Genomic DNA, 17,463 nt, shown 5'->3' on the forward strand with positions numbered 1-17,463 from the left:
AGGGTCATGTCGAACATCGATTCAGTGCAGGGCGCGCCGGCGCATTACGGCGTCATCGTCATCGGCGGCGGACAGGCCGGGCTCTCGGCCAGCTACTTTCTGCAACAGGCGAACATCGATCATCTCGTGCTCGAGAAGCACAGTGTCACGCACACCTGGCGAACGCAGCGCTGGGACACGTTCTGCCTCGTGACGCCCAACTGGCAATGCGCGCTGCCGGGACATCCGTATCAGGGCGCGGACCCGCATGGCTTCATGAAGAAAGACGAGATCGTCGCGTATCTCGATGCATTCGTCGCCAAGGTGAATGCGCCGGTGCTCGAACGCGCGGCCGTCACGCGCGTCACGCGCGACGCGCAAGGACGCTACGCCGTGAAGAGCACGCGCGGCGAGTTCACGGCGGATCAGATCGTGGTTGCCTCGGGTGGCTATCACACGCCCATCGTGCCGCGCATGGCCGAGCGTCTGCCTGCGGGCATCGCGCAGGTGCAGTCATCGGAATATCGCAACGCCGATGCGCTGCCGCCCGGTGCGGTGCTCGTGGTCGGCTCGGGTCAGTCGGGCGCGCAGATCGCGGAGGATCTGCATCTGTCGGGACGCAAGGTTCATCTCGCGGTCGGCGAGGCGCCGCGTTGCGCGCGTTTTTATCGCGGCCGCGATGTCGTCGACTGGCTCGCGGACATGCGCTATTACGACATGCCCGTGACCGATCATCCGCTGCGTGAAGGCGTGCGCGACAACACCAATCATTACGTCACGGGCCGCGATGGCGGACGCGATATCGATCTGCGCCGCTTCGCGCTCGAAGGCATGGAACTGTTCGGCCGGCTGGAAGATTTCCGCGACGGCAAGCTGCATTTTGCGACCAACCTGCGCGCGAATCTCGACGACGCCGACGATACCTACAACCGCATCAACGCGAGCATCGACGGCTTCATCGCGAAGCACGGACTCGATGCGCCGTCCGCCACGCCGTATGAGCCGCTCTGGCAGCCGGACGGGGAGCGCGCGGAACTCGATCTGCAGGCGAGCGGGATCACGTCGATCGTCTGGTGTATCGGCTTCACGCCGGACTTCGCATGGCTCGACGCGCCGGTGTTCAACGGGCGAGGATATCCGTCGCACAGGCGCGGCGTGACGGCGGTGAAGGGGCTGTATTTTGTCGGCTTGCCGTGGCTGCACACGTGGGGCTCGGGCCGTTTTTCCGGCGTGGCGCGCGATGCGCAATTTATCGTCGACGCCGTCTGCGCGGAGCGGGTGTCGATTGCGTGCGCCTAGCGCTCTCATGCCCCACGACGATCTGTATCGCGCGGCATGCGGCAGACCGGCGCGTGGACGCACTTGCGCGTATGTTGTATCTGACCGTGACAGAGTAGGAATACTGCTTAAAACAAGGCCTCTTTCAAACTCGAAGCCGCTCCGCGCTACATCTACATGAGTCGAGTCCGGAGCGGTTGATTGGCTGCTTAATTGAGCACTTCGGCAAGCGGGCCAGGTTCCTCCGTTGACGAACGTCCGCTCACAGGAAATTGTGGCGGCTTCGCCGGTGGCTGATAAATCGCTGCCGTGCAGCCGCACGATGAGGTACTCTTTCACTGGCGCTCAGGGTAGCACGCTGGTCTCGGTCATTCGGCCGCAGGAAAGCGTTTCTGTCGCGCCGAGGAGGAGCACATGAGCCTGTTCCGGAAAATACTCGTCGCCTTCATTTTCGTTGTGGCTTCCTGTGCTGCCTATGCCCAATCACAGAAGGGCGAGATGGCCATACCATCCACGGCAATCGACATTCTGCTCGATCCCGACGCAATCATGCTTGGGCACGCCAAGGCCGCGAATGAACGCTTGCGGAAGGTGTATCCCAAGGGCTTCGCGTTGGACGAGTCACACAAACCGCACATCACCTGCCTCCAGCGGTTCGTGAAGACAGCCGATCTCGAGAAAGTCTACGAAGCCATCGACCAAGTCCTGGCCGATGAAAAGCCGGCGACCTGGAAACTCAAAGCCCGCGGGTACTACTTCATCCCGTTCAATGATCTCGGCCTTGCCGGGATCGTGATCGAGCCAACCGACGACCTGATCCGGTTCCAGCGAAAGCTGATCGATGCCGTCGAACCATTCACCGTGAACGCCGGCACGAAGGCGGCTTTCGTCACCACACGAGAAGATCCCGAGATCAACCAACCCACTATCGACTACGTGAAGTCGTTCGTACCGGATGCGAGCGGCGAGAAGTTCAACCCGCACGTGACAATCGGCTTGGCGTCGCAGGCGTATTTGAAGCAGATGCTAGATGAGAAGTTCGATGCATTCACGTTTTCGCCGGCCGGAGTGTCCGTCTACCAACTCGGTAACCTCGGGACGGCGCAAAAGAAACTCAAGAGCTGGGAGTTGAAGCGCTGAAGTCACGCAGCTTTCGGGCCTTGCGACACGTTGTCTGGCTGATCTTGAGTACGTCTGCGGCATTGAGCGTCCCCTTCCGGCGACAAGAACAGAGAATCGAAGGGCGACTTCGGGCATGGCTACTGGACGACAGTCGGCCAACTATCATTCTGCGACGTGGGGGCGTGACGCGTCGGCGTTTGATGCGCCCTAAAGAGCGGCGCTGCTCTGAAAAACGCATTCGCGTGTGATCAAAATCCGGGCTGCCCGGTGCCCGAACGGTTTGGCAGGGCGGCTAAAGTTGATAGCCGTCCCGCGCCACGAGCGCATTCGCCACTGGATACGACTTCTCGCCGACATGCGCTCTGGTCGTCAGCGCCACGACGCTCAGGCTGATCATCTCGGCTTCGCGAAACACCGTGCGAAATCGATGCCGCGCGCCGTCCAAAACCTATGACATTTTCTCCGACCCGAACCGCTTGAATTCCGCCGTCGCGCCGAATTTTTCTCATTTCGATGTGAGAAAAACTCGACGCGTTTCCGCGTTTCCGCGTTTACATGTATGTCGAGTCCGTGGGAGTAGTGGTCTACTCATCACACCAGTCAAGTCATCGCACATTGGAGCGGAGCAGACATGAACATGACAGAGGCGGCAACCGTCGAGCGGTCGACAATTCGAAAGATCTCGTGGCGGCTCGTGCCGTTCGTCGGATTGATGTTCTTCATCAATTTTCTCGACCGGACCGCGATTTCGTTCGCCGGACCCAACGGGATGAGCAAGGATCTGGGCCTCACCGCCGCACAGTTCGGACTCGCGGCGGGCGTGTTCTTCATCGGCTACATCGTGCTGGAGATTCCCAGCAATCTCGCGCTCCACAAGTTCGGCGCCAGGCGCTGGCTCGCACGCATCATGGTGACGTGGGGCGTCGTCGCGCTGCTGTTCACCTGGGTGAGCAGCGTGAACGGGCTTTACACGCTGCGCTTTTTGCTCGGCGTGGCCGAAGCGGGCTTTTTTCCGGGCGCGATCCTGTTCCTGAGCATGTGGGTCCCGGCGAAGCATCGCAGCCATATCCTCGCGCTGTTCTATCTCGCGCAACCGCTCACGATCGTCATCGGCGCGCCGGTCGCGGCCTTGCTGATCGGCGCAAACGGTCTCTTCGGACTCGCCGGCTGGCGCATCATGTTCTTCGGCGTCGCGATTCCGGCGATCCTGGTCGGCGTCATCGCGTGGTTCTATCTGACCGACAAGCCCTCGCAGGCCAAATGGCTGACCGCCGCGGAACGCGAATGGCTGATCGCGAAGCTCGAAGCCGAGGAAAAAGAGAAGGGCAGCAGGAGCGCCGCGCATCACGGCAATCCGCTCGCCGCGCTCGCCAACGGCCGCGTGTGGATGTTCTCGCTGATGTACTTCGGCCTCATCTACGGCTTGTATGCGCTGGCGTTCTTCCTGCCGACGATCATCGGCGGATTCGAGACGCGCTTCGGCACGCACTTCAACGTGTTTCAGAAGGGTTTGATCACGGCGATTCCGTATCTGCCCGCGGCGATCGCACTGTTCCTGTGGAGCCGTGACGCGACGAAGCGCGGCGTGCGTTCCTGGCACATCTCCGTGCCGGCGCTGATCGGCGCACTGAGCGTGCCGCTCGCGTTGCAGATGGGCTCGCCCACCGCGAGCATCGCGGTCATCACCGTGACGGCCTGCGCGATCTTCTGCGCGCTGCCGAACTTCTGGGCGCTGCCGGGACGCTTCCTGTCGGGTGCGGCGGCCGCGGCGGGCATCGCGCTCATCAACACGGTCGGAAATCTGGCGGGATTCGTCGCGCCGTACATCACCGGCATCGCCAAGGACATGAGCGGTTCGTATCAACTGCCGATGCTGATCGTCGGCGCGATGATGCTGATGTCCGCCGTGCTCGCCCTCGCCATCGGACGCACGAGCACGCAGACGTCGCTCGAACCCGTGAAAGCGCATTGACATTCACCTCGCCGGGGGCGCGCGCCCCGGCTCACATCGACTGCTGAAGGAGAGTTGGAATGAAAGAGAAAATCGCATTGTTCGGCGCGGGCGGAAAGATGGGCGTGCGCCTGTCGAGCAATCTGCTGAAGTCGGACTATCGTGTGGCGCACGTCGAGCCGGGCGCGGCGGGTCAGAAGCGCCTGAAGGACGAACTCGGCCTCGGCGTCGTGTCGGCGGATGCCGCGCTCGACGGCGCCGATGTCGTCATCCTCGCCGTGCCCGATACGCTCATCGGCAAGCTGTCGCACGAAATCGCGCCGAAGCTCAAAGCCGGCACGATGGTCATGACGCTCGACGCCGCCGCGCCTTTCGCCGGCCATCTGCCGGATCGCAAGGACCTGACGTACTTCGTCGCGCATCCATGCCATCCGATCATCTTCAACTACGACCTCGACGAGAAGTCGCTGCACGATCACTTCGGCGGCGCGCACGCGAAGCAGTCGATCGTCAGCGCGTTGATGCAGGGACCGGAGGAAGCGTTCGATCTCGGCGAGGCGGTCGCGAAGGTGATCTATGCGCCGATCCTGCGTTCGTATCGTCTGACCGTCGATCAGATGGCCATTCTGGAGCCGGGTCTTTCGGAAACGATCTGCGCGACGCTGCTTTACGTGATGCGCGAAGCGATGGACGAAACAATCAAGCGCGGCGTGCCCGAGCAGGCGGCGCGCGACTTCCTGCTCGGCCATATGAACATTCTCGGCGCGGTGATCTTCAACGAGATTCCCGGCGCGTTCTCCGATGCGTGCAACAAGGCGATCGAGTTCGGCAAGCCGCGTCTCATGCGCGACGACTGGAAGAACGTGTTCGATCGCGAAGAGATCGCCGAGAGCATCCGCCGGATTACGTGAAGACCCCGTGAGCATCGCGTGATTGCATCGCTGAACTGACTTTGAGGATATGAACGTGACTGAACGCATCCACGCCACTTACTGGCTCGAAACCGGTGTCGATCCGCAGCAGGCCGCCGACGTGATCGCGGGCGAGCAGTCGAGCGGCACCTTCATCGCGCTGCCGAACGAGACGCCCGAACTGAAGGCACGCTCGGGCGCGCGGGTCGAGCGGCTGGAGGTGCTCGGTCACAGCGGCACGCCGAGTCTCGCGGGCGGCATCGAATCGGCGCGTTATACGCAATGCGCGCTGGAGCTTTCGTGGCCGATCGAAAACTTCGGCGCATCGTTGCCGAATCTGATGTCGACGATCGCGGGCAATCTGTTCGAGTTGCGGCAGGTGTCGGGGCTGCGCCTGACGGACTTGCGCTTGCCGCCTTCGTTCGCGAAGGCGTATCCGGGGCCGGCGTTCGGCATCGAAGGCACGCGCAGACTGAGCGGCGTGACGCGTGGGCCGCTGATCGGCACGATCATCAAGCCGAGCGTGGGTTTGTCACCGGAAGAAACCGCAGAGCAGGTCAAGGCGCTGGTGGCGGGCGGCATCGACTTCATCAAGGATGACGAACTGCAAGGCGACGGTTCGCATTGTCCGTTCGACGAACGCGTGCGCGCGGTCATGCGAGTCGTGAACGAGCACGCGGACCGCACCGGCAAGAAGGTGATGGTCGCGTTCAACGTGACCGGCGATCTCGATCAGATGAAGCGCCGCCACGATCTCGTGCTCGAACAGAACGGAACGTGCGTGATGGCCGTGCTCAATTCGATCGGGCTCGTCGGCATGACCGAGTTGCGCAAGCACAGCCAGTTGCCGATTCACGCACATCGCGCGGGCTGGGGCTATCTCACGCGCTGTGAAGCACTAGGATGGGACTATGCGCCGTGGCAGAAACTCTGGCGTCTCGCCGGCGCGGATCATCTTCACGTGAATGGGCTGCGCAACAAGTTCAGCGAAGCGGACGAGAGCGTGATCGCGGCGGCGCGCGCCGTGCTTGCGCCCGTGATGCCGGACGCGCCATTGCCCGCCATGCCCGTCTTCAGTTCGGGTCAGACGGGCTTGCAGGCAGCCGACACCTGCGAGGCGATCGGCTGCGCGGATCTGATCCATACGGCGGGCGGCGGCATCTTCGGCCATCCGGGCGGCGTGGCCGCGGGCGTCGAGGCATTGCGCGAAGCCTGGGTCGCGGCGATGGAAGGTGTGCCGCTCGCGCGTCATGCCGAGCGCAATCCCGCATTGAAGGCCGCACTGGAGTTCTGGCAATGACCGACGAGCACAGCCCGCAATGGCCCGACGGCGTCCTGCTCGCCTACTACGGCGACGATTTCACCGGCTCGACCGATGCAATGGAAGCGATGACCGCCGCCGGCGTGCCGACGCTGCTCTGCCTCGACGCGCCGACGCCCGAGCTGCTCGCGCGCTTTCCGGGCGTGCGCTGCGTGGGGCTTGCGGGATCGTCGCGCGGGCGCAGTCCGCAATGGATGGACGACGCGTTGCCGGGCGCGTTCGCGAGCCTGGCCGCGCTCGGCGCGCCGATCCTGCAATACAAGGTCTGTTCGACCTTCGATTCATCGCCGCAGACGGGCTCGATCGGCCGCGCGATCGATATCGGCGTGAAGCACATGCCCGGCGCGTGGTCGCCGATGATCGTCGGCGCCCCGCGTCTGAAGCGCTATCAGGCGTTCGGCAATCTGTTCGCATCGGTCGATGGAATTGGTTATCGGCTGGACCGTCATCCGACGATGTCGCGCCACCCCGTCACGCCGATGAACGAAGCCGACCTGCGCGTGCATCTCGGCCATCAAACCCGGCGCGACATCCGGCTGATCGATTTCGTGCAGTTGCGTTCGGGAAAAGCGCACGAAAGCCTCAACGCGCCGACCGGCCCTTCCACGCCCGTCGTCCTGATCGATGTGCTCGACGAAGAAACGCTGGCCGCCGCGGGCAAGCTCGTCTGGGAAGCGCGCGGCGAGGGCGTGTTCACGGCGTCGTCGTCGGGCTTGCAATACGCGCTGGCCGCGCACTGGCGCGCGCTCGGGCTCGTGCCCGAGGCGCCGTCGCTGCCGGTGGCCGGTCCCGTCGATACGATTGCCGCCGTGAGCGGGAGTTGTTCGCCGGTGACGGCCGCGCAGATCCGCTGGGCGCGCGACAACGGCTTTTGCGTCGAGCGGCTCGATCTGCGGCGCGCGCTCGACGCCGACACGCGCGCGGCCGAAATCGCGCGCGCGGTGCAGGTGGCCGTCGATGCGCTGTTGCGCGGCCGCAGCGCGCTCGTCTTCAGCGCCGAAGGCCCGGACGACCCCGACGTGCTCGGCTTCGACGACATCGCCGCGCGCGCGAAGCTCACGCGTCCGGAGGCGGCGCGGCGCGTGGGCGAAGCGCTCGCCGATGTCATGTTGGGCATGCTCCAGCGCACGCGCGTGTCACGCGTGGTCGTGGCGGGCGGCGACAGCTCGGGCGAAGTCGCGAGCCGTCTCGGCATCGCGGCGTTGAGCGTCGCCGCGGGCATGGCGCCGGGCTCGCCGCTATGCCGCGCATGGTCCGACGATCCGCAGCGCGACGGGCTGGAAATTGCGCTCAAGGGCGGGCAGATCGGCGCGGCGTCGTTCTTCGGTTCGGTGCGCGAGGGACGTCTTTTGGGATAATCGTGGTTTGATCGATGCGAGAAAACTGCGATGGCCGAAGCAATTCAGCGGCGCAAGCTGTATCAGGAAGTGCTGGACCGGCTGATGGAGCGCATCCAGTCGGGCGAGGTCGCGCCCGGCGAGCAGCTTCCATCGGAGCGCGAACTGATGGAAACCTACGGCGTGGGCCGGCCGGCCATCCGCGAGGCGCTGCAAACGCTGGAACGCGCGGGCATCGTCGAGATCGCGCATGGCGAACGCGCACGCGTGGTCGTGCCGACGGCGCAAAGCCTGATCGCGCAGATTGCGGTCGGCACGATGCATCTGCTGCGCACGCAGCCGGACATGCTCGATCATCTGAAATCGGCGCGGCTCTTTCTCGAAACCGGCACCGCGCGCATGGCCGCCGAGCGCGCCAGCGACGACGATGTCGAACGCCTGCGCGCGAAAGTGCGGGCACAGCGCGCCGCGCGCGCGGACCGCGATGAATTTCTCGAATGCGACATGGCGTTTCATCGCGAGATCGCGCAGATCACGGGCAATCCGATCTATCCGTCCATCGTCGAGTCGATCTTTCGCTGGGCTGCCGAATACTATCGGCCGATGGTGCGCGCGCCCGGCGCGGAGCAACTCACGCTCGCGGAGCACGAGCGCATCGTCGAGGCTATCGCGCGGCGTGACGGGAACGCCGCTGCGGAGGCGATGCATGCGCATCTGAGCCGCGCGAATGCGTTGTATGGGAAGCTGATTTTGTCGTGAGTTGTCGGCCGGTTCGAGCTGGGCGTTTCTTTCGGTGGCGTCGAAATGCGCTGCATGCGCGAAGCGATGCGCTCGTGGGGGCCGGACCTTCTCAAGGGCATCGAACTGCCGTTGATCGCCTTGCTGATGCAAATGGCGACGCATCACACACGGCGGTTCCTCGCCGCCTATCTCGCGCTGATCGCCGGCATCGGCTTCGTGACGACGTTCTTCACGCCGGAGACGCGGCGCCGCGCCCGATCAACCGGGTGCGTAGCGCTCTTCGCGCTGTGCGCCTGCGCTGTCCGCCCCGTCGAGAAACGCCGTCATTTCCTTGAGGCTTTCGTTCATTTCAGCAATCAGCCACTGCTCCAGTTGCTTCACGTCCGCATGCGCGCGCAGATGCGGCGCCACCCACAGCACCAGTTGACGCGGCCCGCGTACGAAGCCGAACGGCGCGCACAGCTTGCCCGAGATCAGGTCGTTCATGACGAGCATCTGCGGCACCAGCGCGATGCCGAGGCCACACACTGCCGCCTGAATCAGCAAGTAGAAGTGATCGTAGACGCCGGCCGATTCCTGCGGCACCGCATCGAAACCCGTCGCGCTGAACCAGTCGGACCAGGCTTCCGGGCGGGTTCTCGTCGACAGCAGCGTGGCGCGTTCGAGATCGCGCGGCGTCGCAAGGCCCTGCGCCTTCGCATATGCGGACGAGCAGACCGGGCCGATCCATTCGTCCATCAAGGTGCGCGTGAGCGCGCCCTTCGGCGGCTCGATCGTGCTCGCGCGGATCGCGACGCTGATCTTGTCGCGCACGAAATCGATCTGGTCGTAGTTCATGTTGAACTGCAATTCCGTCTGCGGATGCCGCTGATGAAAACCCGCGATGCGCGGAATCAGCCAGTACATCATCACCGACGCGGAGCACGACAGCATGAGCGGCTCGGGCCTCAGCTGCTCGATGCTCGCGTCGATCAAGGTGAACGCGGCGCTCAGGCCTTCCGCGAGACGCGCGCCTTCAGGCGTCGGATCGGACGATTGCGACGAGCGCACGATCAGGTTGAGTCCGAGCGTCTCCTCCAGCGACTTGATCTGCCGGCTGATGGCGCCGTGCGTGACGCACAGCTCGTGCGCCGCGAGCGTCATGCTGCGCAGCCGCGCGACGGCTTCGAACGCGCGCAATGCGTTCAGGGAAGGACGCGGGGTGTGCATGAATGTCTCCTCATCCGCCGATGGTCGCTTCTACGGGTTTTTATCCGTATCGCGTGAGATTTTCTCACGGCTTGGCGAAAGCAAAATCGAACAGCGTGACCTGCGGGAGTGGGCCGGGTATCGAAGATCGTGCCGCCGCCGTTGCGCGGCGCTCGAATTGCGAAGTTCGGCAAAATCGTCAACCACCCGTGATCTCAACTCCTTATGCGACGCCCTTAGCGCAGTGCAGCCGCTACCGCCTCGTCGATCTGGAGTGCAAAGCGCGCTTCGACATCGGGAACAGCGTAGCCAATCGACAGTTCCAGATACGCGTCGCCTAGCACCAACTGAACGAAAGTCGCGGCTCGCAATGCAGCGGTCGATTCGTCGAATCTCTTTCGGAGAATTGTTGCCGCGAAGGCCCGCACGACCTTTGCCCCGTTTTCGTAAAACACCTGGCCGAGTTCCGGAAGACGCTCGGCCTCGGCAACGATGGCCCGGTAAAGCCGCAGATAATCCGGCTCGATAAGGATTTGTGCCAACGCCCGTCCCAAGTCGTGCAACTCGACGTCGGGCGAGCCGTCGGACTGCTCGTCCTGACCGCTGACGAGAAGTGCGCCCACTTGAGCGCACATCGAGCTCACCAGACCGACGAAGAGCGCCTCCTTCGACTTGAAATGCCGATAGACCGTCTGTTTGCCGACGCCCGCAGCCGCGGCGACGTCGTCCATCGTTGCCAGGCCGAAACCCTGGCTTAAAAAAACGGTTCTCGCACCGTCGAGGATGGCGGACCGCTTACGGCGCTGCAGCGGGCTCAGGTCGGTAAGAGAAGACGTGTTCATCCCCCATAAATAACAGATCGCCGAGTGGTTGACAAGACTGACCAGTCTCGTTTAGATTTGGCGAAAACGAGACTAATCAGTCTCGTATGTGTGACTTATCGACTTCGCAGGCACTCATCGAGGAGAACGCCATGGAACTGTTCATGACAGGTGGCACGGGCTACATCGGACAAGCGGTCGCGCGCAAGGCAATCAGCCTCGGCCATCAGGTGACGGCCCTGGTGCGCGACGACAAATCGGCGGGCGCGACCGCGCTGGCAAGTCTCGGCGTGAAACTGCATGGCGGCGACTTGCGTGATCCATCGTCTTTCGCTGCGACTGCCGGCGCCGCCGATGGCGTGTTGCACGCCGCATCGACCAACGACGCCGCCGCCCCCGCTGCCGACAAGGCCGCAGTCGAGGCGATGCTTTTGCATTCGAGGCCAGGCGCGGCGTTTGTCTATACGTCGGGCACCTGGGTCTACGGCAATACGAATGGCGAGCCCGCAACTGAAGCATCGGCGTTGAACCCGACACCACTCGTCGCCTGGCGGCCCGAAGTGGAGCAACGCGTGCTGGCGCTCGCAGCACGTCGCTCGATTGCCGCCGTGATCCTGCGGCCGGCGATGGTGCACGGACACGGCGGCGGCGTCTTCGGCATGCTTGCCGGTATGGTCCGTCAGACCGGCAGTGTGAGAGTCGTCGGCGATGGTCGCAACCAATGGCCCGCCGTGCACGTCGATGATCTCGCCGCTGCATATCTGAGCGCGATGGCGCGGCTGGCGAGCGGGGACGATCAAGTCGCCGGACAGATCCTCAACGTAGTCGCGGAAGAAGCCGTTGCCGTCGCCGAAATGGGCGAGGCGATTCGGGCCTCGGTTGCGGCCGATCGCGTCGAATTCTGGCCGCTCGACGATGCTCGCCAGTCGCTTGGGCCATTTGCTGACGCACTGGCTCTCGACCAGACGGTAAGCGGCCAGCATGCCCGGCGCGTTCTTGCGTGGGAACCCCAAGGCCCTGGCCTGATTGCGGACCTCTCCGTGCAGAAGCACTTTCAGCAAGGCAACGGAGAATGACGATGGCGTTAAACATTGCCTCTTTCGAATCGGTTCTCGCGACGATCGTGGCGGTTCTGTTCACGGTTGCCGGAGTGGTCAATCTCGCGGGACCCGGCGCGGTGAAGCGCGACTTCGCACGCTGGGGTTATCCGGCATGGTTTCGTTTGCTCTGCGGTGCTCTCGAACTGTTGAGTGCGGCACTTATTGCCGGACACCAAACCCGAGTCTTGGGCTTGATGCTGTCCGGTGCAATCATGATCGGTGCACTCTTCACGTTGCTGCGAAATCGAGAGCCGTTCGGGCATCTCGCCCCGGCGCTGATCTTCTCGGCCCTCGTTGTATTTACTGTCGTGCTGCGTGGTTGAGGCTTGCTCGGGAACTTGAAATGCACATGCGGATATCGTCGCGAAGGCCAGGACGACCGTGCATGTCCGACGGCCGCTTTGCGTGGGGGCGACTGACACTAATGGGTCGAGTACAGAAGACGGCGCCACGGCCGCAAGAGGAAATCTCGTTTCTCCTCTTGGGAGCGAGGGCGTTGTGCGCGGGACATGTTGAGCAGATCGAGCGATCTACATCAGTCGAAGGACGATCCGCTGGAGCAGGGCTTGCAAATCGCGCCGTGTATCGGCGACAAGATGAACATACAGAGTGCCATCTTTCACTTGGTAGATGATTCGGTTCTTACCGGAGATGGCTTGTCTGAAGCGCTCATCGATGAAGCCGTCAAGTTCGGGCGGCACATGCCCGCTCTCTGGGAACTGGCGGATGTGATTGATCGTCTCCTGCAGGTGCGCCGAGGTTTCGCGCCACGTTTCCCAGCCGAAAGTGCGAACGATGTAGCTTCGTACTTCATCAATGCCTATGCGAGCCGTCGGAAGGATTCGGTATTTCAGCAGCGGTCGTTGCATCACCGCAATGTTTGCTTGCGATCGAGTTCGTTAAGCTCGGAGAAAAAATCGTCGCCGTCTTCATGGTCTGCCTGCTCGATCTGCTTTTGACCGATGGCCAAAATCTTCAGCAAGGCGATCGTCTGCTGCGTGGCCTCGTAGGTCCGAACGTCTTGAACCACCAGCTTTGCCTCACCGTTCTGCGTGATGATCAGCGGCTCGCCCGAGTCGGTCAGGTCCTTGACGATCTGAGCAGCTTCGCTCTTCAAATAACTGATGGGCTTCACGTGGTCGGCAATATGCATGACGGCTTTACTCCTCGCTTGATGAGACCGAATATAGACCATTTTTAGTCTTCCAGCAAGGCAGAAGGTGCACACGTGCATCGCACGTTCGGACGTCCGTTGAGCCCGGGCGGTTTCCCCCTGTGAGGATCGCAGCGCCTGCCGCCCCCGCATGCGAGACACCGCGCAGCAGACCGCGCGGTGTCGGGTCCGGACGCCTTCGACGGTTACGGCGCGTCAATACGGCGCGTTGACGACAATGTATTGACTGCCTTGAGGTTGATACCACGTGCTGCCACATCGCTGATAGATCATGCCGCCGTAGTTCACCGGGGCGCAGTTCGAGGGAACCGAATTGACCATGGAGCCGACGATGGCCGACGTGACGCCCACCGCGGCGGTCACAGCGGCGGCGGTCGCTACCGGGTGATAGTCGTTGTCCCATCCGCCGTGGTTGTCGACATTCACATTGACGTTCCGATTGATATTGGTATTGCGGTTCACGTTGTTCACGCTCGTATTGCGCACATTGCGTGTGCGCGTGTCCGCCCGCGAGTTGTTCAACTGGCCGCCGCCGTGCGCACCATGCGCCATGTTGCCGCCGCCGCCGCCTCGCTGCACATGGCCGCCGCCGCCGCGTCCTGCGGCATACGTCGACTCCGCCGCGACCGACAGGCAAGCGGCAAACGCCAATCCGATCAGGAGCGGTCGATTCCCTTTGCGTGGAATGTTCATGAGTCACTCCTTCGTCTTGATAGGGACGATGTCGACTTTCTTTGCACCAGCCGGCGGTTTGAAGGTGAACACCGCGTTTGTGAACGCGGGCGAGACGTTCCAGTCGATGATCGAGCTCGACTGAGGACGCGCGTCATCGTCCCGGCGCGTGATCACGAGCTTGCGCGGCAGCGGACTGGCGCCTGCCTTGATCCAGATCTGCCAATCGAGATCCTGCTGCCGGAACGCATAGTGGTCGCACACGTCCGAACCGATGTAATCCTGCCCCGCATACATGGCCGACTCGAACTGGTCGGTCGGCGCATCCGGCGTTCCCCAAACGAAAAGATCCGCGAGCGGAAATTCCACTCCGAAGCGAATCCGGAACTGTTCGACCAACGCCTTGAGATTGCCGTCGAACGGCACGGACGAGTAGTACTTCTGTGCTGGCGTGTATAGCCAGACAGTGCTTCCGTTATAGAAGACCTCTCGCTCGCTGCGCGCGCTTCGCATCACGACGCGAATCTTGTCTGGCCGGTCGACTTCGAGATCTGCGGTGGCCGTGTGTTGCAGTTTCTGCCCATCTTCGAGCACGCGCTCGCCCGTCAGGTCCGTCGACACGCTGAAGCGTTTCATCGACTGAAGATGCGTGCCCATTTTCTGAAGCGCCTGCACGGCCGCGGGGTCCACGGCAGGCGCGGCGCTGGCGGCAACGGCCGCGGATGCTTCCTGTGCCTGAACCTGTGGTGCAGACACTGTTCCGATGAGCAAGGCTGCGGCCAATACCTTTCGCCTCATGGTTCGCTCCCCCAGTGTGTGACAGAGATATCGTCGGGCGCTCGCGTCGGCGGCTTTCGCGCTGATGCTTGCCCAACGAAGTTAATTTAGTAACTGATGCCATGAAAGGGAAGTCCTTTTCACGGAATTGCCCTAAAGAGCAGTTCGTTGCTCCGATTCCCCATGGAAACGCGTGCCGGCGTGTACCACAATCCGGCAACGGGGAAGTGGTCTGGAATGAACGCGATCTGCGGCGCGCCGTCGAGCGGCAGCGACGCTTCAAATGCTCGCGGACGGGGTATGGTGCTCGATGTCCGGCGACCGCGACTTCATCGCGGCGTCCCGCGCGATCAATCCGCAGGCTTAGGATGGCGTCCTCATGAAAACACTTTGACAACGGCCGCTCGTCACGATATCGGTACTGAAATCTGCAGTCACGCACTACAGCGAGATCGCACGCGCGGTTCGCGAGATCGACAACGTCACGACGGTCAAGGAAAGCACCGGCGATATCCAGCGCATGCACGTTCTGCATCAACTGGCCGACGGCGAGACGAACCGCTGACGCTCGAAGCGTTTTGGGCGGGCGCGAGCGGATGGTGCACGGCCGCGCCCAATCCGATTGCGAAGCTCACGCTCGATCTTTACGCCGCGATCAGGCGGGAGATCTTCGTGAAGCGCGTGCGTTGTTCTACAGGCAGTCTGCCTACGACGATCAAAGCGGGTCTCAAGCCGAAGGGGCACGATGTCGGAGCGTTGCGTCGTCCACTCATGACGCGACCGCGAGACTCGCCAAGCTGCTCGAAGCTGCCGCATAAGTAATACGCCCGCTTCCTGCCGATCCCTCGTGCAAACTTTTCTCTGGCAAGCCGGTGCGTCTTCGTGGATCATGCGATCGGGGTCTTCGATACGATCCGCACATCGGTGCGCGGACCATTTCCCGGGAAACATCCATCTGGCGAACAGAGCGGTCCGATGAAGCGACGACTTCCTCCACTTCTCGCGCTGCGGGCGTTCGAAGCCGCCGGCCGTCTCATGAGCTTTTCCAAGGCGGCGGACGAACTCAACGTCACGCAAGGCGCAATTAGCCGGCAGATCAAGCTGCTGGAAGATTTCCTGCGCGCGCCGCTATTCCGGCGGCTTACGAGGCAGGTGGAACTGACGCCGTTCGGGCAGAACTACCTTCAGGCCGCAACCGCGGCGCTCAATCAGATCGAGCGCGCGACGGTCCAGAGCCTGCAGGAAGCCAGGGCTTTATCGGTGAGCCTGCTACCGACCCTCGGGGCGCTCTGGCTCATGCAGCGGCTGACGTCCTTCATGACCGAGCATCCGCAGATCAGGCTCGAAGTTTCGTCTTCGCTGGAGCCGGCCAATTTCAAGCGCGACGGAATCGATGTCGCATTGCGCGTCGGCAAAGTGCGGCCAAGCAGGCAGACCAGCTCGCCTTCATCGACCGACAAATCGATACCGTGCAGGATGTGCGCGTCTCCGTAAAACGCATGGAGATTCGACACCTTCAGCACGTTGGTCCGGATCTCAGGCATGGGCGGCTCCGATATAAGCGCTCGTCACGGCAGCGTTCTTCGACACTTCGTCGTAGCTGCCCTCCGCGAGAATGGCGCCTCGCGCAAGCACGGTCACGCGGTCGGAAATATTCGCGATCACCTTCAGGTTGTGCTCCACGATCACGATCGTCCGCTTCGCGGAGATCTTCTTGATGAGCCGGGCAATGAGGTCGACGTCCTCGATGCCCATTCCCTGCGTGGGCTCGTCGAGCAGCAGGACGTGCGGGTCCATCGCGAGCGTCGCGGCAAATTCAATGCTTCGGCGCTGACCGTGTGGAAGATCCTTCGCGATCAGATCCTTGCATGCAGCCAGGCCGACTTCCGCCAGCAGCGCCATGGCTTCGTCGTCGAGATGGCGGGTGGCCTTGGCGCCGCCGAACAATCGTCGTGACAAGCCGTGGCGCTTTTGCAGCGCGATCTTCACGTTGTCGAGCGCTGTCATCTCCGGGAAGATCGCGGAGATCTGGAACGACCGGACCATGCCCCGTTCGGCTATCGACGCGGGCGGCGTGTGCGTGATGTCCGCTCCGTTCAGCAGGATGTCGCCCGAAGAACGCGTGACGAACTTGGTCAGCAGATTGAACATCGTGGTCTTGCCCGCACCGTTCGGGCCGATCAGCGCGTGAATATCGCCACGCCGGATTCTCAGGTTCACGTCGCAGATGGCTCGAAAGCCGAGGAATTCCTTGCAGAGGCCGCGCGTTTCGAGCGCGTAGTCGCTTGGCTGGTTCGGTCGGCATTTCATCACTGGTCCTCCAGTTCCATCTTGTCGCCCGGCCTGATTTCGCCGCCCGTCAGTACCTCGGCGTAGACGCCGAGATCTCCGTGGTTGACGTAGTCCCTGATCTGCAACGGAAGGTTGATATCGCGCTCCGCCGTGGCCGGATTCACGCTCGTCGCCGCGCAGCGCTTGGTGCGCCTGACCACTTTCAGACGGGCATCGCCGATGCGGATGTGCCGCCCGAGCCATTCCATTTCGCTCCACGCGGGAAGCCCGTCGAAATAGACGTTTGCGCGAAATCGCACGGGATCGAGCTCCATGCCCACGCGTTCACCCAGATCGCGCACCGTCGCGAGATTGATGAACGAGATGCTGCGCATCAGGGCAATCGAGTGAACGCTGACGTCGGTGAACTGATGCCCCGGCGCGTGAACGACCTTCGGCATTCCCGGAAGCGGCACGCCGAGAAAGTCCCTCATGAACGATGCGGCCGTTTCCTTGCCGTCTTCCGTGGCGAGATCGAAGCGGATCGTCGATTCGTCATGCTCGATTTCGAGTTCGCTGGTCTGCTCGATCAGGCGGGTTTTCAGTTGCGCGAGCCGCTCGTATTTGGCCAGCATCAAAAACTTGGTCTTCGGTTCGGGAGCCGGATTGTCCGGATCGAATTCGAAGGAGCCGTCGGTGATGGCAAAGGCGCGATCGAGCGGGAAACCTTGGGCCTCGCGCAGAAGTACGGAAGGCAGAGGCTCCGGCGAAAGCCCCTTCACGGGATATCGCTTCAGACAATCTACGAACATGGCGGACT

General features: G+C 62.6%; 18 protein-coding genes. 10 read left to right on the forward strand and 8 right to left on the reverse strand.

Going from position 1 to position 17,463, the window contains the following annotated elements; genetic code table 11:
* Positions 1-6 precede the first annotated feature (6 nt).
* The 7 genes from NOV72_RS08460 to NOV72_RS08490 all read left to right on the forward strand — a co-directional run bounded on the left by NOV72_RS08460 (position 7) and on the right by NOV72_RS08490 (position 8,658).
* Positions 7-1,278: an MSMEG_0569 family flavin-dependent oxidoreductase gene (locus tag NOV72_RS08460; protein ID WP_106854146.1), complete on the forward strand. Its 1,272-nt coding sequence runs from the start codon at positions 7-9 to the stop codon at positions 1,276-1,278.
* Positions 1,279-1,671: 393 nt separating this feature from the next.
* On the forward strand, positions 1,672-2,397 hold the full coding sequence (locus tag NOV72_RS08465) for a 2'-5' RNA ligase family protein (RefSeq protein WP_181290923.1): 726 nt from the start codon (positions 1,672-1,674) through the stop codon (positions 2,395-2,397).
* Between the two features lie 613 nt (positions 2,398-3,010).
* Positions 3,011-4,351: an MFS transporter gene (locus tag NOV72_RS08470; RefSeq protein WP_106854147.1), complete on the forward strand. Its 1,341-nt coding sequence runs from the start codon at positions 3,011-3,013 to the stop codon at positions 4,349-4,351.
* Between the two features lie 59 nt (positions 4,352-4,410).
* Positions 4,411-5,241, forward strand: coding sequence for a phosphogluconate dehydrogenase C-terminal domain-containing protein (locus NOV72_RS08475; RefSeq protein WP_106854148.1), 831 nt, complete (start codon positions 4,411-4,413; stop codon positions 5,239-5,241).
* 49 nt (positions 5,242-5,290) lie between these two features.
* A complete protein-coding gene (locus NOV72_RS08480; protein WP_181290925.1) occupies positions 5,291-6,541 on the forward strand; it encodes a ribulose-bisphosphate carboxylase large subunit family protein in 1,251 nt (416 codons plus the stop codon).
* Positions 6,538-7,920, forward strand: a complete 1,383-nt coding sequence (oiaK, locus tag NOV72_RS08485) for a 3-oxo-isoapionate kinase OiaK (RefSeq protein ID WP_106854149.1) — start codon at positions 6,538-6,540, stop codon at positions 7,918-7,920. Before NOV72_RS08480 ends, oiaK begins: the two co-directional genes overlap by 4 nt.
* A 30-nt stretch (positions 7,921-7,950) precedes the next feature.
* Positions 7,951-8,658, forward strand: coding sequence for a transcriptional regulator NanR (locus NOV72_RS08490; RefSeq protein WP_106854150.1), 708 nt, complete (start codon positions 7,951-7,953; stop codon positions 8,656-8,658).
* A 240-nt stretch (positions 8,659-8,898) separates the two neighbouring features.
* Here NOV72_RS08490 and NOV72_RS08495 read toward each other — a convergent pair whose 3' ends face one another.
* A complete protein-coding gene (locus NOV72_RS08495; RefSeq protein ID WP_106854151.1) occupies positions 8,899-9,849 on the reverse strand; it encodes a LysR substrate-binding domain-containing protein in 951 nt (316 codons plus the stop codon).
* Between the two features lie 215 nt (positions 9,850-10,064).
* Positions 10,065-10,670, reverse strand: coding sequence for a TetR/AcrR family transcriptional regulator (locus NOV72_RS08500; protein ID WP_106854152.1), 606 nt, complete (start codon positions 10,668-10,670; stop codon positions 10,065-10,067).
* A 131-nt stretch (positions 10,671-10,801) separates the two neighbouring features.
* On the opposite strand from NOV72_RS08500, the gene NOV72_RS08505 reads away from it, so the two are divergent.
* Both NOV72_RS08505 and NOV72_RS08510 read left to right on the forward strand, forming a co-directional pair.
* Positions 10,802-11,725: an NAD-dependent epimerase/dehydratase family protein gene (locus tag NOV72_RS08505; RefSeq protein WP_106854153.1), complete on the forward strand. Its 924-nt coding sequence runs from the start codon at positions 10,802-10,804 to the stop codon at positions 11,723-11,725.
* 2 nt (positions 11,726-11,727) lie between these two features.
* Positions 11,728-12,072, forward strand: a complete 345-nt coding sequence (locus NOV72_RS08510) for a DoxX family protein (RefSeq protein ID WP_106854362.1) — start codon at positions 11,728-11,730, stop codon at positions 12,070-12,072.
* A gap of 207 nt (positions 12,073-12,279) precedes the next feature.
* Here the strand turns inward: NOV72_RS08510 and NOV72_RS08515 are convergent, their stop codons facing one another.
* From NOV72_RS08515 to NOV72_RS08530, 4 genes are all read right to left on the reverse strand, one after another.
* Positions 12,280-12,618 carry a type II toxin-antitoxin system RelE/ParE family toxin gene (locus NOV72_RS08515; protein ID WP_106854154.1) on the reverse strand — a complete coding sequence of 113 codons (339 nt, stop codon included), beginning with the start codon at positions 12,616-12,618 and terminating at the stop codon, positions 12,280-12,282.
* Complete coding sequence (locus NOV72_RS08520) at positions 12,618-12,902, reverse strand: type II toxin-antitoxin system Phd/YefM family antitoxin (protein WP_106854155.1); 285 nt, start codon at positions 12,900-12,902, stop codon at positions 12,618-12,620. Before NOV72_RS08520 ends, NOV72_RS08515 begins: the two co-directional genes overlap by 1 nt.
* Before the next feature lie 216 nt (positions 12,903-13,118).
* Positions 13,119-13,616: a hypothetical protein gene (locus NOV72_RS08525; protein WP_106854156.1), complete on the reverse strand. Its 498-nt coding sequence runs from the start codon at positions 13,614-13,616 to the stop codon at positions 13,119-13,121.
* A gap of 3 nt (positions 13,617-13,619) precedes the next feature.
* The gene (locus NOV72_RS08530; RefSeq protein ID WP_106854157.1) at positions 13,620-14,393 is read right to left on the reverse strand and encodes a DUF2092 domain-containing protein; all 774 of its coding nucleotides are present in this window, start codon (positions 14,391-14,393) and stop codon (positions 13,620-13,622) included.
* An 861-nt stretch (positions 14,394-15,254) separates the two neighbouring features.
* On the opposite strand from NOV72_RS08530, the gene NOV72_RS08535 reads away from it, so the two are divergent.
* Positions 15,255-15,866, forward strand: a complete 612-nt coding sequence (locus tag NOV72_RS08535) for a LysR family transcriptional regulator (protein ID WP_146149963.1) — start codon at positions 15,255-15,257, stop codon at positions 15,864-15,866.
* A 42-nt stretch (positions 15,867-15,908) separates the two neighbouring features.
* On the opposite strand, the gene NOV72_RS08540 is transcribed toward NOV72_RS08535, so the two are convergent.
* Positions 15,909-16,682, reverse strand: coding sequence for an ABC transporter ATP-binding protein (locus NOV72_RS08540; RefSeq protein WP_106854159.1), 774 nt, complete (start codon positions 16,680-16,682; stop codon positions 15,909-15,911).
* A complete protein-coding gene (locus NOV72_RS08545; RefSeq protein ID WP_106854160.1) occupies positions 16,682-17,455 on the reverse strand; it encodes an MOSC domain-containing protein in 774 nt (257 codons plus the stop codon). The genes NOV72_RS08540 and NOV72_RS08545 overlap by 1 nt, the downstream gene beginning before the upstream one ends.
* Positions 17,456-17,463 lie beyond the last annotated feature (8 nt).

Source organism: Caballeronia novacaledonica (genome assembly GCF_900258035.1).
GTDB lineage: Bacteria > Pseudomonadota > Gammaproteobacteria > Burkholderiales > Burkholderiaceae > Caballeronia > Caballeronia novacaledonica.

Coding starts and splice junctions, on each gene's coding strand:
- NOV72_RS08460 (WP_106854146.1), top strand. CDS start 7: ATGTCGAACATCGATTCAGTGCAGGGCGCGCCGGCGCATTACGGCGTC.
- NOV72_RS08465 (WP_181290923.1), top strand. CDS start 1,672: ATGAGCCTGTTCCGGAAAATACTCGTCGCCTTCATTTTCGTTGTGGCT.
- NOV72_RS08470 (WP_106854147.1), top strand. CDS start 3,011: ATGAACATGACAGAGGCGGCAACCGTCGAGCGGTCGACAATTCGAAAG.
- NOV72_RS08475 (WP_106854148.1), top strand. CDS start 4,411: ATGAAAGAGAAAATCGCATTGTTCGGCGCGGGCGGAAAGATGGGCGTG.
- NOV72_RS08480 (WP_181290925.1), top strand. CDS start 5,291: ATGAACGTGACTGAACGCATCCACGCCACTTACTGGCTCGAAACCGGT.
- oiaK (WP_106854149.1), top strand. CDS start 6,538: ATGACCGACGAGCACAGCCCGCAATGGCCCGACGGCGTCCTGCTCGCC.
- NOV72_RS08490 (WP_106854150.1), top strand. CDS start 7,951: ATGGCCGAAGCAATTCAGCGGCGCAAGCTGTATCAGGAAGTGCTGGAC.
- NOV72_RS08495 (WP_106854151.1), bottom strand. CDS start 9,849: ATGCACACCCCGCGTCCTTCCCTGAACGCATTGCGCGCGTTCGAAGCC.
- NOV72_RS08500 (WP_106854152.1), bottom strand. CDS start 10,670: ATGAACACGTCTTCTCTTACCGACCTGAGCCCGCTGCAGCGCCGTAAG.
- NOV72_RS08505 (WP_106854153.1), top strand. CDS start 10,802: ATGGAACTGTTCATGACAGGTGGCACGGGCTACATCGGACAAGCGGTC.
- NOV72_RS08510 (WP_106854362.1), top strand. CDS start 11,728: ATGGCGTTAAACATTGCCTCTTTCGAATCGGTTCTCGCGACGATCGTG.
- NOV72_RS08515 (WP_106854154.1), bottom strand. CDS start 12,618: ATGCAACGACCGCTGCTGAAATACCGAATCCTTCCGACGGCTCGCATA.
- NOV72_RS08520 (WP_106854155.1), bottom strand. CDS start 12,902: ATGCATATTGCCGACCACGTGAAGCCCATCAGTTATTTGAAGAGCGAA.
- NOV72_RS08525 (WP_106854156.1), bottom strand. CDS start 13,616: ATGAACATTCCACGCAAAGGGAATCGACCGCTCCTGATCGGATTGGCG.
- NOV72_RS08530 (WP_106854157.1), bottom strand. CDS start 14,393: ATGAGGCGAAAGGTATTGGCCGCAGCCTTGCTCATCGGAACAGTGTCT.
- NOV72_RS08540 (WP_106854159.1), bottom strand. CDS start 16,682: ATGAAATGCCGACCGAACCAGCCAAGCGACTACGCGCTCGAAACGCGC.
- NOV72_RS08545 (WP_106854160.1), bottom strand. CDS start 17,455: ATGTTCGTAGATTGTCTGAAGCGATATCCCGTGAAGGGGCTTTCGCCG.